The following is a 16,321-nucleotide window of genomic DNA, read 5'->3' as shown; positions in this document are numbered from 1 at the left end:
TGTTTTCTGTTGCTTTTCGGTATGTTACAGATTATAGTTTGTATTCCAATTAGCTGAGAATATTTAAAGCTGAAGAAATAGCAAACTATAAACGAAAAATGATTTTTCTATGTGTATAAGAGTGTGTGTAGTAAAGATTCTGAGTAAGGGCTTTATTAAAATTCCTTTCTGTCTTAAAAGAAGAAGAAAACCAACTACCAACTATTTAGGAGTTTTAAGTAATGATAGTAAATGAAATGTACAGTACATATTTACTTTCAGTCTAATTACTACACAGACTTTTATACATATGATGTTATTGTTTTAGGTATATATAGGGGGAGAGAAAATGAGAAAGTTATTAACGGTAATTGGACTTACGTTTTTAATGCTAGCTGGATGTAGTAATGGGGATTTTGACAAAGCAATGGATGAAGGGAAGACCGCGTTAACGAATAAAGAATATAAAAATGCTTTATCATCATTTGAACGAGCATTAGATGAGAAAAAAGATGATTCAGATGCAACAGTGCTTGTAGAACAAACGAAAGTAATGATTGAAGCAGTGAAGTTAAAAGAAGAAACAAAGGTAGAAGAATCAATCAAGTCATTTGGAAAAGTAGAGAACATGAAGAATGGAAATAATACGCTTATAAAACAAGCCAAGGAAGAACGAACAGCATTAGTAGCGATCTTAGAACAAAAAAAGAAGTATGAAGAGCAACTGGTGAAAAGCGAAGAGTTAATAAGTAAGAAAAATTATGCAGAAGCGAAAGAGATGTTAAATAAGGTAGTTTCAGAAACAAAAGATAACAAGAACCTTGAAGAATATAATAAAAAGGCTTTAGGATTAATCACTAAAATTGATGAAGAGGAAAAAACTGCAAAGAATGTAACGGCAGCAGCGAAGGCACAAAAAACTGATGCAGTAACGAGTCAAAAGGTAGCGACAGAAAAGAATCAGAAGGTAGCGACAGAAAAGAACCAAAAAGCAGAGGCAGAAAAGAATCAAAAGGCAGTAACAGAAAAGAACCAAAAAGCAGAGACAGAAAAGAATCAAAAGGTAGCGACAGAGAAGAACCAAAAAGTGGATACGGAAAAGAATCAAAAGGTAGAGACAGAGAAGAAGCAAGATGCATTTACTTTTGAGAAAGCTAAAGAATATATCAAAAATGAATATAAAGAAGAATATGATTACACACTAGAGAATACGCAAGTAGAAAATGGAAAGAAATATTATCAAATTAGAGTGCGTACGACATATAAAATAGAAGGTGCAGCTGGACCAGGATTTACTGGCGTATTCAAAGTATTTGAAGATGGTACAATTGTTGAAATACACTAAATCGATAAAAAGGGTATCCTCAAAGTATTTGAGGATACCCTTTTAAGTTTGTTTAGCATAAAAAAAAGCATCTAGCAAAAGTACTAGATGCAAATAAAAACACAAGGGAAGATAAATGTCTTCCCGTTTCCCGTAAGTAATTATATCAAAAAAATTATAAAAAACTAGCTTTATTTTAAATATAATGAATGTGTGAGGCTATGAAAGTAAAAGATTACACTATTTTCGTAGTGTTTTATTAAGAAAAGGAGTTGTGTCCATGATTAATTTCAAGCCAGAAAATTTAAACCAACTATTAAAAGTGACGTTAATTAGTGCGAATAAATCTTATGATGCGATTAAAGATTATGAATTTACGGGAGAAGCAGTAGTATTCCGTGTAGACTTCGAATATATTGACGTTTCTCTAATGATTATAGATATGTTAGGAAGATCAGCTTCTAAATTTAATATTTTGCCATTTGCTCGTCCTAATACGAATGAAATAGATTACATTCAGTTTCAAGTGTATTCCATTAATGAAGGGAATTTTAAAGAAATGCTCGACACAATGTAAGGAACTATAATTTTACAAAACTGTATATAACAACTAATATATAATTAATAAATTCATATAATTGGAGTGATGAGATGCAGCCGTTAGAGAGGGAGATTCATTCTAATATGCTAAAAGTGTGGAGAATTCATGCTTTAATTGGGGCGGCAGTTATACTAGCAGTCGTAATTGCGTATTTCTTTTTTATGATTAACTTTAACTGGTGGGGCTGGTTGTTTGGATTGTTAGTGACAGGAGCAGTTATATACATACCACTCGACTATTTTGTATTTCCAAATTTACGTCAACGTTATTATAGTTACAGATTAAATGAAGAAGAGATTGAGATTCAAAAGGGAATGTTCGTTGTGAAGCGCGTACTTATTCCGATGATTCGTGTGCAGCACGTAACGATTGAGCAAGGACCAATTATGAGAAAGTATAATTTAGCAGAATTACATATTTCAACAGCGGCAACTTCGCATAGTATTCCAGGCTTAACGAAAGAAGAAGCAGAACAGTTGAAAAGACAAATTGGAGAGCTTGCGAAAGTGAGTGATGAGGGTGTATAAGAGGCAACATCCGATCACGATATTGTTAGGTATTCGAATTGCGAGTTTGTTACCACTTATTATGCTTGTTATGTTTAAACCTGAAGAACAAGTGAAGCCTTGGTATTTATTTTATCTTTTCCTTCTGTTTGTTTTATTCATTATGGCTATTTTCTCAGCTGTAAAATGGTATTTCAAAGTATACTGGGTTGAAAATAATATTTTACATATAAAACACGGTGTTTTTGTGAAGAAGGAAAGTTATTTAAATAAAGATCGTGTGCAAAACATTAGTACATCTTCTAATGTCATTTATCAAATGCTTGGGCTTACGAAATTAAATATAGAAGTAGCGGGCGGCGGTAGTGAGCCGGAAGTGATGTTAGCTGGTATTAAAGAAGATGAAGCGAAGGAACTGATTGCCTTATTAAATAAAAAAAGAAGCGCTGCGAGTGAAGAAGTACCCATGGCAGAAGAAAGTAAGACGATTTATCAGTTAACGATGAAAGAGATTTTAGTAGCTTCCATTACGTCTGGTAGATTCGGATTAGTGTTTTCTGGATTACTTCTTATTTACACAGAGTTTAATCAATTTCTTCCAGAATGGCTCATAAATAAAGTGGAAGCGTATGTGATGGATAACGGTGTATATGAATTAATCGTTATGGCCGCGATTTTAATGGCGGTTTCGTGGGTCGTTTCGACAGCTGGTTATGCGCTAAAATATGCGAACTTTAAAATAGAGCGAAACGGAAATGAAATTCGTATTGTGCAAGGGTTATTTGATAAGAAAGAGTTTGTCTTAAAGCTCCACCGCATTCAAGCAATTACTGTGAAAGAAGGAATTCTCCGCCAGCCTTTCGGTTATTGCTCTGTCGAAGTGGAAGTCATTCAAAGTATAGAAGCGGCAGGGAATGAAGTGATGTTACATCCTTTTATGAAGAAAAAAGATGTACAGCAGCTACTTGCCTATTTACAGTTGCCGTATGAAATAGAAGAGGCAATCGTTCATTTACCGAAGGTTGCATTACGCCGTTACGTCGTAATGGGCTGGATTACAAGTGCTGTGCTCGCTGTGCCAATCGCTGGTGCGAGTATATATTTTAAACAACATACTGCGTTGTTCGTTCTTATACCGCTATTTATTGTATTTACAATACTTGCATACGCTAGATACAAAAGTGGTGGATATATGATACGAGACAATCAGTTAGTAATGGTGCACCGAGGTCTCGCGAAATATACAGGGATCATGCGAAGAAGGCATATTCAAGTGGTCGGATACAATCAATCTTATTTTCAAAAGAAAGACGAGTTATGTACAGCTGCTGTAGCGGTGGCGGGACATGGTTATGAAGTGAAGCATATGCGAAAAGAAGACGCGCTTCGCATATATAATTGGTATAAAGAAAAAGGAAACACCGGTGTGTAATGGTGTTTCCTTTTTTGTGTGTCGTCATTTGTCGATAAGTCGATATATTTCGAGTTGCGCCGATATATTCGAAAAATCGCCGATATAATTTCACATACCGCTGACTCCGAACTCCGAAAATTAAACTAACACATCAAAAGTAGTCACGAACGACGGGCGAGAGAAAATGCTTTTTTGCTGTTCTGCATGTGGATGCGCCTGAACCTGAGCCTGAGCCTGAGCTTGTCCTTCTGCTTGTGCAGGGCGTTTTTTATGAGCGTTTTCGAATGAACGTGATTCTGTCCAGTCTTTAAAGTTTTGCTCAGTTTCCCACATCGTTAAGATGACATATGTATCATTACTTAATGGGCGAAGAACACGGATTGCTTGGAAGCCAGGCTCATTTTCGATTAGACCAGCACGGTTTTTAAAACGGTTTTCAAATACAGGGCGACCTTCGTCTGTTACAGAAATGTTGTTACAAACGATGTAGCCAGATTGTCCTTTAAATTCTCCAACAGCGTCTAATACGTCATACTGAAGCGAGCCTTCTACAGATTCTTCAGTATTTTCTTTATAAAACATATCTTTTTCGTTATTTTTTGCAGTGAAATGTGCTTGTTCTAGAGGTGTTTCGTATGAAATAATAGCCTTCATTTTAATGCCCCCTTTATGGTTTGTCTCTATTATATCAATTCTCTTAAAAAACTTCGAAGATTATATACATAAAGATACTTCTTTTTCAAATAATAAATGTACCATCATTTGGAAAGAAGGCCGATGTATGAAGAAAGCAAAGTGGACTTTATTAGGCGGGGTAGCAACGTTCGTAGTAGCGATTGTACTCTATAAACTTATTGTGTTAACTGGTGGCTATATGATGGATGAAAAGCAGCTTGTTTTCCACTCTTCATCACGTATCGTTGACCAGAAAGGAAAAGAAATTACGAAGTTATATGTAGAAAATAGAGAGCTCGTGCCGATTGAAGAAATTCCAAAGTACGTGCAGCAAGCATTTATTGCTGTGGAAGATTCTCGTTTTTATGAGCATCAAGGAATTGATTACCCTTCTATATTTCGGGCGCTTTATAAAGACGCGTTAGCTGGAGAGAAGGTAGAAGGCGGTAGTACGATTACGCAGCAACTAGCTAAAAACGTCTTTTTAACTCGCGAAAAAACATTTACGCGCAAATTGAAAGAGATCGCAATTTCTCTTCAATTAGAGCAAAAATATACGAAGCAGCAAATTCTTGAAATGTATATGAACCATATTTATTTCGGTCATGGGGCATATGGTATTCAAGCGGCAGCAAAGTTGTATTTTAATAAAAATGTAGAAGATTTAACAGTGGAAGAGGGAGCTATGCTTGCAGGGCTTCCGAAAGCGCCAAATGGCTATTCACCGTACTTATCCCTAGAAAAGAGTAAAGGGCGCCGTGATCTTGTTTTGTCACTTATGCATAAACAAGGCTATTTAACAGCGGAAGATAGTGTTCGTTACCAAGGGAAAACAATAGCTCTTTATAAAAATTCAGATGAACGTGAACTCGCATATATGCCGTATATCGATATGGTTATAGATGAAGCGGCGCGTTTATATGGTTTATCGCATCAAGAAGTACTGCGCGGAGGATATACGTTTGTCGTACCGATGGATGAAAAAGTTCAAAAGGTAGCATATAACCAGTTTCAAGATGCGAGAAATTTCCCTGGTAAAGAAAACGGGGCGCAAGGTGCATTTTTATTAATGGATAATCAGACTGGCGGAATTAAAGCCGCGATTGGCGGAAGAGAGTATGTTCCGAGAGGGCTTAATCGCGTTTTTGCAAAGCGGCAGCCTGGTTCTGTTTTAAAGCCGCTTATCGTATATGGACCTGCACTTGAGACGAAGAAATATAATCCATATTCTTTATTAACGAATGAAAAAAGTTCGTTTGAAGGTTATGAACCTCGAAATTATAATCATGAGTATACGAAAGAGATGACGATGTACGATGCGGTATTAGAATCAGCAAATGTGCCAGCTGTATCTTTATTAAATGAATTAGGGGTAGATGAGGGAAAGCAATATTTAGAGAAAGGGAATGTTCATATTGCGGACTCAGGTTTAAGCACAGCACTTGGCGGGCTAAAAAATGGTGTGTCTCCATTTGATCTTGTCAAAATGTACCGATCTTTTTTAGCAAACGGGAATATTATCGAACCGCACGTTATCGATAAAGTATTAAATAGACACGGGGCGGTTATTGGAGAATCATCAAAAGCTGAAACGAAAGTCTTTTCGAAGCAAACGGCATGGTATATGACAAAGATGCTTGAAGGAGTTGTGAAAGAAGGTACGGCGAAAGCTGGCGTATATAATGGAGCTTTAGCTGGAAAAACAGGCACAACTTCATTGCCGAATGATGACAATGGTGCGCGTGATATGTGGTTCGTTGGATATACACCGAATTTAGTAGGTGCAGTTTGGATTGGCTATGACCGCACCAATAAAGAGCATCAATTACAAGATGGAAATGCATCTGCAACGATGTTATTTAAAAAGATTTTAACGAAAGCAAACATACAAGATAAAGCGAGTTTTCATAGGCCAAAAGGTGTTGAAACAATTGGACTGCCAATTCGTTTAGATAAGATTCAAAACGTGGAAGCAAAACTAGCATTTAGTCCTTTCGGTTTATTTGCAATGAAACTAAGCTGGACGCCGCTTCCTGATGAGCGAATTATGTATCGGATTTATAAAGTTGAAAAAGGAATTCATACTCACGTTGGAACGGCAAAAGGAACGGGGAAATATGAGGAGAAGTTTATTAATATATTCTCAAAACCAAGTTTTTACGTTGTGCCATATAACACACAAACGAACCGTGAAGGAGAAAAGTCAAAAGTAGCTAAACCGTAGTTTTTCTCTGTGCTATAATAAGAATGTTGTGAAAATAGTAAACGTTTTTACGAACGTTTGTGTCAATTTAATGAACAACGTACATAATGTTATGCATTTTGTTTTTACAAGCTGTATAGTAAAAAAAGATAAATATCGGAATAGAGCATATTTAAAGAAAAAGCATTGGTAAGGAAGGGAGCTAGGGTCTTGGTAAGAACTATAAATGAGACATTTTTAAAAGCATGTAGGGGGGAACGTACAGAGTATGTACCAGCATGGTATATGCGTCAAGCAGGTCGTTCACAGCCGGAATATAGAAAGATAAAAGAGAAATATTCTTTATTTGAAATTACACATAATCCAGAGTTGTGCGCTTACGTTACAAAGTTGCCAGTTGATCAATATAACGTAGACGCAGCAATTCTTTATAAAGATATTATGTCACCACTACCTGCAATTGGTGTTGATGTGGAAATTAAATCTGGCATTGGTCCAGTTATCGATAGTCCAATCCGTTCTTTACAAGATGTAGAAAAATTAGGGGAAATCAATCCAGAAGATGACGTACCTTACATACTAGATACAATTCGTTTATTAACGACAGAAATGTTAGATGTACCGTTAATCGGTTTTTCAGGAGCTCCATTTACGTTAGCGAGCTATATGATTGAAGGCGGTCCTTCTCGTAACTATCATAATACGAAAGCGTTTATGTATGCAGAGCCGAAAGCTTGGTTCGCTTTAATGGATAAGCTTGCAGATATGGTTATTACATATTTAAAAGCGCAAATTAACGCAGGAGTAAAAGCGGTTCAAATTTTCGATTCTTGGGTTGGAGCAGTAAATGTAGCGGATTACCGTATATTTATTAAACCAGCGATGGAGCGTATTTTTGCAGAAGTTCGCCCGATGGGTGTTCCAATGATTATGCACGGCGTAGGTGCTGCACATTTAGTGAATGAATGGCACGACTTACCGCTTGATGTAGTAGGTTTAGATTGGCGCTTACCGATTGAAGAAGCACGCGCACGTGGTGTTCACAAGGCGGTACAAGGAAATATGGATCCTTCATTCTTATTAGCACCTTGGCCTGTTATTGAAGAACATGTAAAAGGTATTTTAGATCAAGGGATGAAGCAGCCAGGTTATATCTTTAACTTAGGTCACGGCGTATTCCCAGAAGTAAATCCAGATACATTAAAACGCTTAACTACATTTATTCATGAGTACTCTAAAGAACAGTTAGCGAAGTAAAGGAGATTGTCTGTATGAAAAAGAAAATTGGTTTGCTTGTAATGGCATACGGAACGCCATATAAAGAAGAAGATATTGAACGTTATTATACACATATTCGCAGAGGAAGAAAGCCAAGTCCTGAAATGCTAGAAGATTTAACAGAGCGTTACCGTGCAATTGGTGGTATTTCTCCTTTAGCTACTATTACATTAGAGCAAGCTAAAAAGTTAGAGACACGTTTAAATGAAATACAAGATGAAGTAGAGTACCACATGTATCTTGGTTTAAAACATATTGAACCGTTCATTGAAGATGCAGTACAAGCTATGCATAAAGATGGAATAGAAGATGCAATTGCACTCGTTCTTGCCCCTCACTATTCTACTTTTAGCGTGAAGTCGTATGTAGGACGAGCGCAAGAAGAAGCAGGAAAACTTGGAAACTTAACAATTCACGGCATCGATAGCTGGTATAAAGAACCGAAATTTATTCAGTATTGGGTCGATGCAGTGAAAGGTATATATAACGGTATGTCAGAAGCAGAACGTGAAAAAGCAGTGTTAATCGTATCTGCACATAGCTTACCAGAAAAAATTATCGCACTCGGCGATCCATACCCGGATCAATTAAACGAAACAGCTGACTATATTGCACGTGGTGCTGAAGTAGCAAATTATGCAGTTGGCTGGCAAAGTGCTGGAAATACACCAGATCCTTGGATTGGTCCAGATGTACAAGATTTAACGAGAGAATTAAATGAAAAGTACGGCTACAATTCATTCGTATATGCACCAGTTGGATTTGTTGCGGAACATTTAGAGGTTTTATATGACAATGACTTTGAGTGTAAAGTTGTAACGGATGAAATTGGCGCGAAATATTATCGTCCCGAAATGCCTAACGCGTCGGACGCATTTATCGACTGTTTAGCAGATGTTGTATTAAAGAAAAAAGAATCTGTAATGTAAGTAGAAAGGGGGAGCTTACTTGAGGAAAAAAGTTGTGATCATCGGCGGTGGCATCACAGGATTAACAACAATGTATAACTTACAAAAAGAAATTCGTGAAAAAAACTTGCCGATAGATGCATTGCTTATAGAAGCGTCTGGTAAACTTGGCGGGAAAATTCAAACCGTTCAAAAAGATGGATTTACAATTGAACGCGGTCCTGATTCTTTCTTAGCAAGAAAAGAGAGCGCAGCTAAATTAGTGAAAGAATTAGGACTTGATGCTGAACTTGTAAATAATAAGGCCGGTCAATCGTTCGTTCTCGTAAACAATCGGTTACATAAAATGCCGAGCGGTTCAATGATGGGAATTCCAACGCAAATTACGCCGTTTCTATTTTCCGGATTGTTCTCCCCAATTGGTAAACTAAGAGCTGGTTTTGATTTATTAATGCCTAGATCAAAACCAGTTTCTGATCAATCACTCGGGCAGTTTTTCAGGCATCGCCTTGGAAATGAAGTTGTTGAAAATTTAATTGAGCCATTATTATCTGGTATTTATGCAGGGGATATTGATGAAATGAGTTTAATGTCAACATTCCCTCAAATTTATCAAATTGAACAGGAGCACCGTAGTATTTCACTCGGTATGCGTACGCTCGCTCCAAAGCAAGAGAAGGCTGAATTGAAAAAAGGAATCTTTAAAACTGTGAAAACGGGTTTAGAATCTATAGTAGAATCTCTTGAAACGAAGATTCCTAATGATATGGTAATGAAGGGAACTCGTATCGAAAAGGTTGCAAAACTTGGTGATAGTTATACGATTACGCTTAGTAACGGAAAAGAAATGGAAGCAGACGCGATTGTAGTTGCGACGCCGCATAAAGTATTGCCATCTATGTTTGCGCAGTATAAGCAGTTTCGTTTCTTCCGTAACATTCCGTCTACATCAGTTGCAAACGTGGCACTTGCTTTCCCAAAGTCTGCAATTCAGAGTGATATTGATGGTACCGGATTTGTCGTATCAAGAAATAGTGATTATACAATTACAGCGTGTACGTGGACACATAAAAAATGGCCACATACAACGCCAGAAGGAAAAACGCTTCTTCGCTGTTACGTCGGACGCCCAGGTGATGAAGCGATTGTTGAACAAACTGACGAAGAAATTGTACAGCTCGTATTAGAGGACTTACAAAAGACAATGGATATTACAGAGGATCCAGAGTTTACAATTGTAAGCCGCTGGAAAGAAGCGATGCCTCAATATACAGTAGGCCATAAAGAGCGAATGAAAAAGCTCACAACATTTATGGAGGAAGAATTGCCAGGTGTGTATTTGGCAGGTAGTTCTTACGCTGGTTCTGGTCTTCCGGCTTGTATTGAGCAAGGTGAGTTAGCGGCGAAACGTGTGTTATTTCATTTAGAGAAAGTAATGGAGACTAAATTAGTCGCACATTAAAATATTTCAAACAAAACGCCTTCAATTATATTGAAGGCGTTTTGTTTATTATATAAAATACTTATTCGCCAATAAACATATATAAGTTATTTGGCTTTATAACGGCATCTCCTGCATAAATAACCCACTCTGTTAAGTTATCAAAATCTAAATGATAACTATTTCCTTCACTCATATCTTCTATAAAATATGGTTCATTAATGAGTATTCCTTGAATGAAATCTTCGGTAATGTTTTGCATTTCAAACCACATATGTTCACTTTTTCCTTCTTCGTAGGAGACACCAAACTTAGCGAGGAAACGAAAATCTTCATTTGATTGTTCAATGTGAAAAATGTTGCTGAAATACCCGAAAGTATTCTTCGCATTGTAAGCCATACGATCAGTTTCACTATTTGTTTTATAGAACATGAGCCCTGTAGCTTCCTCGTGTTCTTTGAAAAAACTTTCAATATATTCTTCTGAAGTATTAAACTTGAATAAGAGAACGGATGGAGATTGATGGTATTCATCTCGGTCATCCATCCCGCCAAGAAATACGTTTTGTGCATCTATTGGTTGTAGTTTCACTTCTTCATCCTCGATTGAAGATAATTGATCCATACTCGTTTTATGCCCAATATAAGATAATCCTTTTTCCCATGGAACAGCTACTGTATGTATAGAACCTTGCTGACTATGCGCGATAACGATAGGCTCATTCATAGGGACTTGTCCATTCTCAACGGCATTATTAGCAAATGTTTGAAAGAGATCACCAATGCCGTAATAGGAAGAAATACGATTTGGAATAATTAATTCTATTTCTGTTACGCCTGCTCTTAAAAGGCCGTGTGTATGAAACCAATATTGCGTAGGCTCACCTTCTTTATCGTCTTCATAAACGGAATGAATAACATACAAGTCAGGAATGTCAGGTAATAATTCATTTTCAACGTGATATTCAATATAGCTTCTAGATATCACTTTCATTGCGGCACTTGAATCGATTACAAATAACAAGTCTGGGGCGAGGTTCCATAGAAACTGTAACTGCTGGAAAAAGCAGCCCAGCACATCGCCTACAAATAGCGTACGAGTGAAAATTTCAGTGCCATAAGCAGCATCTTCAAAATTACGATCTACGATTGTAGAATCTTGTCTATTGTACATTTTATATTCTTCTGGGTCATTCGCCTCATCAATATGCAGTTCATACGGTATGATTTTTTCATCCATATGTAACTCGACAATAAGGCTTATCTCATCACTATAAACAATTTTCAACTCATCAACTTTAGTAGAGATAGTTTCTAGCCGCTGTTTTAACTGTTCAATTGTAATTTTAGTTGGTATAACAGCAATCATATCTGAAAAATGACGTTCTAATGTTCCATTCATAGCTGCGCGGTATGTTTCTATTTGCACTTCCATCCAATCACTCCTATTCAAATGAATCTATTTTACATGCCAATTAAATTTCTATATTTTCTGTTTTCTCTCTCTAACATTATAGAGCGTATTCGTAGAAGGTGTAAAATTATTATTTTGTATTATAGTTTGAAAACTTGTAAATTAAATAAATTTTGTGTAAAACTTGTCGAAATATAGTTCTATATAACGAATCATTTGATATGATAGAAATGCTGAGAAAATATGAATTAGGGAGAGGGAAATGGCTGTGAAGAAATTATTAAGTGTCTTTTTATCATTGATGTTATTGCTTTCATTTACTGGAACTTTAGCGCAGGCGGAAGAAACTACTTCTATGTCAGTAGAAAAAGCAATTCAAGTATTTAAGCAGCAAGGGAAAACGAAGGGGATAGTGGAAGGATATATCGTTGGGTATACGCAAAGTCCTTCTAAATACACGAAAGATCCGGCTAAGTTTGACGACACAAACGTGGCAATTGCCGATTCGCCAAACGAAACGAATCCAGACAAAATCATGCCTGTTCAATTGCCAAAAGGCGATGTGAGATCGACAGTAAATGTGAAAGACCATCCTGAAAATATCGGAAAGAAAGTTAGGTTGACAGGGACGCTTGAGTTATATTTCGGTAGCCCAGGTTTAAAATCAGTAACAGCTCATAAGTTTCAAGGAGAAGAACAAAACCGCGTTAGCGATGTAGTGGCATCACCAAATGGTGGGGAAGTCGCAAAAGGAACAGCAGTAACATTAACAACGAATACAGAAGGAGCAACAATCTACTATACGTTAGATGGCTCTAATCCTACAAATAAAAGTGTTCGTTATAAAGGACAAATTGTAGTGAATGAAAATAGTGTAGTGAAAGCAATCGCTGAAAAAGAAGGGCTTACTTCTTCAGCAGTTTCGACATTTTCATTTATAATCGTAACAAATGAACCAGTTCGTATTCATGATATTCAAGGGAAATCACATATTTCTCCTTACAATGGGAAGAAAGTAAACAATGTGGAGGGCGTTGTCACAGCGCTTGATAAAAATGGTTTTTATATAGAAGATAATCAGCCGGATAATGATCCAGCTACTTCTGAAGGTATTTACGTATACAAAAAAGATGCGAATGTAGCAGTAGGAGATCTTGTCCAAGTTGATGGAGAAGTAGAAGAATATGTTGGACCTGGATATGCAGAGCGATTTGAAACAGACTTAACGACGACGGAAATTAAGGCGAGTCGCGTTGCTGTAATCGCAAAAGATCAACCTTTACCAGCGCCGATTTTATTAGGAGAAAACGGTGTGAAAATCCCTGATCAAATTATCGATAATGATGCATTCGGTCTATTTGATCCAAATGAAGATGCAATCGACTTTTATGAAAGTGTAGAAGGTATGCGCGTTACGATGCCAACACCAAAAATTATCGCTCCGCAGAAAAACGGTAATTTATATGTAACAGTAAAAAATGGCGGAGATAAAGTAGTAACGAAGTATGGTACACCTTTATTAGATAAAGAGCAATTAAATCCAGAGCGCCTTTCTGTAAAAGTACCTCGTGATTATGTTGCGAAAGTAGGCGATACGTTCACTGGAGATATAACAGGCGTAGTAGGATATGACTACGGTTCGTTCCGCATTTCGCCAGTAACGGAATTACCATCTGTAGTGGACGGCGGATTTAAGCAAGTAGGGGCAAATATTCAGCCGCGTCTTGATAAGTTAACAGTTGCTACATATAACATTGAAAACTTCTCAGCGAACAAAAAAGAAACAACAGATGAAAAAGTGAAAGCGTTAGCTTATTCTATTAAATATAATTTAAAAATGCCTGATATTATCGGTGTACAAGAGATGCAAGATAATAATGGAGCAATCAATGACGGTACGACTGATGCATCTTTAAGCGCAAAACGTATCATTGATGCTGTATTAGAAATTCGTGGACCGAAGTATGAGTATGTAGAAATTGCGCCGAACAACAATCAAGACGGCGGGGCACCTGGAGCGAATATTCGCGTCGGTTTCTTCTATAACCCATCTCGTGTGAAATTAGCGACAGTACCGAAGTTACTAGATAAAAATGTAGTTCGTATTGGAGACGAAAATCCTTTATTTGAAAGTACACGTAAACCGTTAGCGGCAGAATTTACGTTCCAAGGACAAAACGTTGTTGTCATTTCAAATCACTTAAACTCAAAACTAGGAGATGCAACGCCATTTGGAAAAGTGCAGCCGCTCGTATTAAAGAGTGAAGAAAAACGAGTTCAATTAGCACAAGAAGTGAATCATTTCGTACAAGGTATTCAAGAAAAGAATACAAATGCACCAGTTGTTGTATTAGGTGATATGAATGACTTTGAATTCTCTAAACCTTTAGAAGCACTAGAGGGAACGATATTAAAAGATATGTTAAACACAGTGCCGAAAGAGAACCGCTACACGTACATTCATGAAGGTAACGCACAAGTGCTAGATCATATTTTAGTAACAAACAACATCGCACCGCACACAATTGTAGACCCTGTACACTTAAACTCAAACATTATGAAAGAACATGGACGTGTAAGTGACCACGATCCAGTACTTGCTCAAATTGATTTGAAGAAGGCTTCTTAAATAGTCGAGAAAGAACGCTTAGAAATATACTAAGCGTTCTTTTACATTATTAGGAATTCTTATGGTAAAATAGATTGAATATTCATTCTTTAGTGCAGGGGAGGTGTAGACATATGGTAGCCCGAATAAACGGAAAATTAATGAATCAGCTTGCAATTTTTTTTAGTACGATCGTCATGCTTCAGTTTGTAGCTGATATAACAGGGCTTACACAGAATCTAGATAGTATGTATTACTTAATAAATACAGCAACTTCCTATATAACGTTTAGTTTGGCGGTTATTTTTACTTTAATCGGTGCAAGAAGAGAATTAAGTAAATATGCAATTATTTCATTATGTTTAGTGGTAGCTATTAAAGCAATTTACTTTGCGGCTGTTGTTATTTTGTGGGGATTGGCTGGTACGCCGTAAATGAATAAAAAAACCTAATTTCCAAGAAGACATGAGGAAATTAGGTTTTTATGCTTGAAACGCTTTTCTACATCGATCTCTTCTTTGTAGTCTTCTTTTGTACCTTTTTCTATCACGCTGTACGCCTTTTATATACATACATAGGCTAACGAAGAAGAAGAAGGTACATTGCATCGTTAATATGTACGGTGACATGCCATGTAACGGTTGCTTTGGATCATATAAATGAATAGGTGCCCCGCCTATTGTAGGGAATATCGTATTTAGCAGGATGTAAGGAATGGCGGTAGTTGCAAATGGAAATAGAAGCGCCATATAATCTTTTTGTGACCATGCAGATGCAGCAAGTCCTAAAAGAGCCATTAAACCTGCAAATAAAAAATTAATTCCGATATATACAGTAATGTAAGTGATGGGAGTATCGTAATATAAGTTTGCGAACATCCCGTTATCATTTATAATGCCTGAACCAGCCGTCGGTTCTCCGTCTGGAATGGTTAATTTGCAAAATAATAATGATAAGATGAATGGAAACGTATAAAGAGTTCCTCCGCAAAAAAATGTAACGATATATTTCATTACTGAATAAGGAAATATAGAAATTTCTTTACTGACAAACGGTTTAAAACCATCTGATTTATCCGAGTTGTAACTTGTACTAAAGGGAAGGCTCGCAATAACTGGCATTAATAACAAATAAACATCCATTTCATTGCCACGAAATCCAATCCATTTGATATCCGTTGATATAGGTCCATTCGCAGCGTCTCCTAAATAACGAATTACATAATAATAATGATAAATAGAAATAAGAGCTAATCCACTAAACATAATAATTAAAGAAACACGATTACAAAAAGCTTGCCTTATATTTAAACGAAGCGCACGCATCATGACTGAAAAAGCCTCCACTATTTTTATAAATCTGTCTACTTTCTATATTACTATTAAATGTAAGGATTTTCTTGTTTTTTTATTTGTTTATTAGAAAAAGAGAAATTTAAGTGTTGTCAGGTAAGGTTTCAATACAAGACTTACAAAAGTTGTTTTTTCTAAAATATGGTTGACAATTAAGTATTACATTTGTAATCTTAAAAGTGGATTACAAATGTAATACGAGGGGTGGAAAACAATATGACAAATAAATTACCTAAAATATCTGAAGCAGAATTAGAAATTATGAAAGTGTTGTGGTCAAATTCTCCACAAACAGCGAATAAAATTATAGAAGAACTGGAAGATACAATGGACTGGAAACCGAAAACCATCCGTACATTAATTAACCGGTTAGTACAAAAGGAAGCCGTTTCTTACCATCAAGATAAAGGGCGCATGTATGCTTATTTTCCGCTAGTATCACAAGATAATTATTTACAAGTTGAAACGAAATCTTTACTAAAGCGCTTTTGCGGCGCGGCGTTTAAGCCATTACTTGTCAATTTCTTAAAAGAGGAAAAATTGTCTTCAGAAGATATTAACGAACTGAAACGCATTTTAGATGAAAAGACCGAGGAGAATAAGAGGAAGGATAGATAA

Annotated in this window: 14 protein-coding genes; 11 read left to right on the top strand and 3 right to left on the bottom strand. The window is 36.6% G+C overall.

Annotated elements, in window-relative coordinates:
• Positions 1-328 precede the first annotated feature (328 nt).
• The 4 genes from MHH66_RS21155 (at position 329) to MHH66_RS21140 (ending at position 3,842) form a co-directional block, all read left to right on the top strand.
• Positions 329-1,324, top strand: coding sequence for a hypothetical protein (locus MHH66_RS21155; protein ID WP_078184048.1), 996 nt, complete (start codon positions 329-331; stop codon positions 1,322-1,324).
• A gap of 259 nt (positions 1,325-1,583) precedes the next feature.
• Positions 1,584-1,880, top strand: coding sequence for a hypothetical protein (locus tag MHH66_RS21150; protein WP_063217632.1), 297 nt, complete (start codon positions 1,584-1,586; stop codon positions 1,878-1,880).
• A 74-nt stretch (positions 1,881-1,954) separates the two neighbouring features.
• On the top strand, positions 1,955-2,431 hold the full coding sequence (locus MHH66_RS21145) for a PH domain-containing protein (protein WP_002186468.1): 477 nt from the start codon (positions 1,955-1,957) through the stop codon (positions 2,429-2,431).
• Positions 2,424-3,842, top strand: a complete 1,419-nt coding sequence (locus tag MHH66_RS21140; protein ID WP_078184049.1) for a PH domain-containing protein — start codon at positions 2,424-2,426, stop codon at positions 3,840-3,842. Before MHH66_RS21145 ends, MHH66_RS21140 begins: the two co-directional genes overlap by 8 nt.
• Before the next feature lie 120 nt (positions 3,843-3,962).
• On the opposite strand, the gene hmoB is transcribed toward MHH66_RS21140, so the two are convergent.
• Positions 3,963-4,478 carry a heme-degrading monooxygenase HmoB gene (gene hmoB, locus MHH66_RS21135; RefSeq protein WP_078184050.1) on the bottom strand — a complete coding sequence of 172 codons (516 nt, stop codon included), beginning with the start codon at positions 4,476-4,478 and terminating at the stop codon, positions 3,963-3,965.
• Between the two features lie 127 nt (positions 4,479-4,605).
• Between hmoB and MHH66_RS21130 the strand changes: the two genes are divergently transcribed.
• The 4 genes from MHH66_RS21130 (at position 4,606) to hemY (ending at position 10,350) form a co-directional block, all read left to right on the top strand.
• The gene (locus MHH66_RS21130) at positions 4,606-6,723 is read left to right on the top strand and encodes a transglycosylase domain-containing protein (protein WP_078184051.1); all 2,118 of its coding nucleotides are present in this window, start codon (positions 4,606-4,608) and stop codon (positions 6,721-6,723) included.
• Positions 6,724-6,912: 189 nt separating this feature from the next.
• Positions 6,913-7,959 (top strand): uroporphyrinogen decarboxylase, encoded by a 1,047-nt coding sequence (hemE, locus tag MHH66_RS21125; protein ID WP_002011155.1) that lies wholly within the window; start codon positions 6,913-6,915, stop codon positions 7,957-7,959.
• A gap of 14 nt (positions 7,960-7,973) precedes the next feature.
• Complete coding sequence (gene hemH / locus MHH66_RS21120) at positions 7,974-8,909, top strand: ferrochelatase (protein WP_050000049.1); 936 nt, start codon at positions 7,974-7,976, stop codon at positions 8,907-8,909.
• 19 nt (positions 8,910-8,928) lie between these two features.
• Positions 8,929-10,350, top strand: coding sequence for a protoporphyrinogen oxidase (hemY, locus tag MHH66_RS21115; protein WP_063217635.1), 1,422 nt, complete (start codon positions 8,929-8,931; stop codon positions 10,348-10,350).
• Positions 10,351-10,411: 61 nt separating this feature from the next.
• On the opposite strand, the gene MHH66_RS21110 is transcribed toward hemY, so the two are convergent.
• Positions 10,412-11,764 (bottom strand): DUF4026 domain-containing protein, encoded by a 1,353-nt coding sequence (locus tag MHH66_RS21110; RefSeq protein ID WP_002125811.1) that lies wholly within the window; start codon positions 11,762-11,764, stop codon positions 10,412-10,414.
• Between the two features lie 241 nt (positions 11,765-12,005).
• Here MHH66_RS21110 and MHH66_RS21105 point away from each other — a divergent pair, with 241 nt between their 5' ends.
• Together MHH66_RS21105 and MHH66_RS21100 are read left to right on the top strand one after the other, a co-directional pair.
• Positions 12,006-14,372 (top strand): DUF6359 domain-containing protein, encoded by a 2,367-nt coding sequence (locus tag MHH66_RS21105; RefSeq protein ID WP_078184052.1) that lies wholly within the window; start codon positions 12,006-12,008, stop codon positions 14,370-14,372.
• 113 nt (positions 14,373-14,485) lie between these two features.
• Positions 14,486-14,785 (top strand): hypothetical protein, encoded by a 300-nt coding sequence (locus MHH66_RS21100; protein ID WP_063217638.1) that lies wholly within the window; start codon positions 14,486-14,488, stop codon positions 14,783-14,785.
• A gap of 48 nt (positions 14,786-14,833) precedes the next feature.
• Here the strand turns inward: MHH66_RS21100 and MHH66_RS21095 are convergent, their stop codons facing one another.
• Entirely contained in the window at positions 14,834-15,679 is an 846-nt protein-coding gene (locus MHH66_RS21095) for a hypothetical protein (RefSeq protein ID WP_016094587.1), read from the bottom strand.
• Between the two features lie 240 nt (positions 15,680-15,919).
• On the opposite strand from MHH66_RS21095, the gene MHH66_RS21090 reads away from it, so the two are divergent.
• On the top strand, positions 15,920-16,321 hold the full coding sequence (locus tag MHH66_RS21090; protein ID WP_002134844.1) for a BlaI/MecI/CopY family transcriptional regulator: 402 nt from the start codon (positions 15,920-15,922) through the stop codon (positions 16,319-16,321).

It is taken from the genome of Bacillus sp. FSL H8-0492 (assembly GCF_038006145.1).
Taxonomy (GTDB): domain Bacteria; phylum Bacillota; class Bacilli; order Bacillales; family Bacillaceae_G; genus Bacillus_A; species Bacillus_A mycoides.
This window is presented reverse-complemented; position numbering and strand designations above follow the sequence as displayed.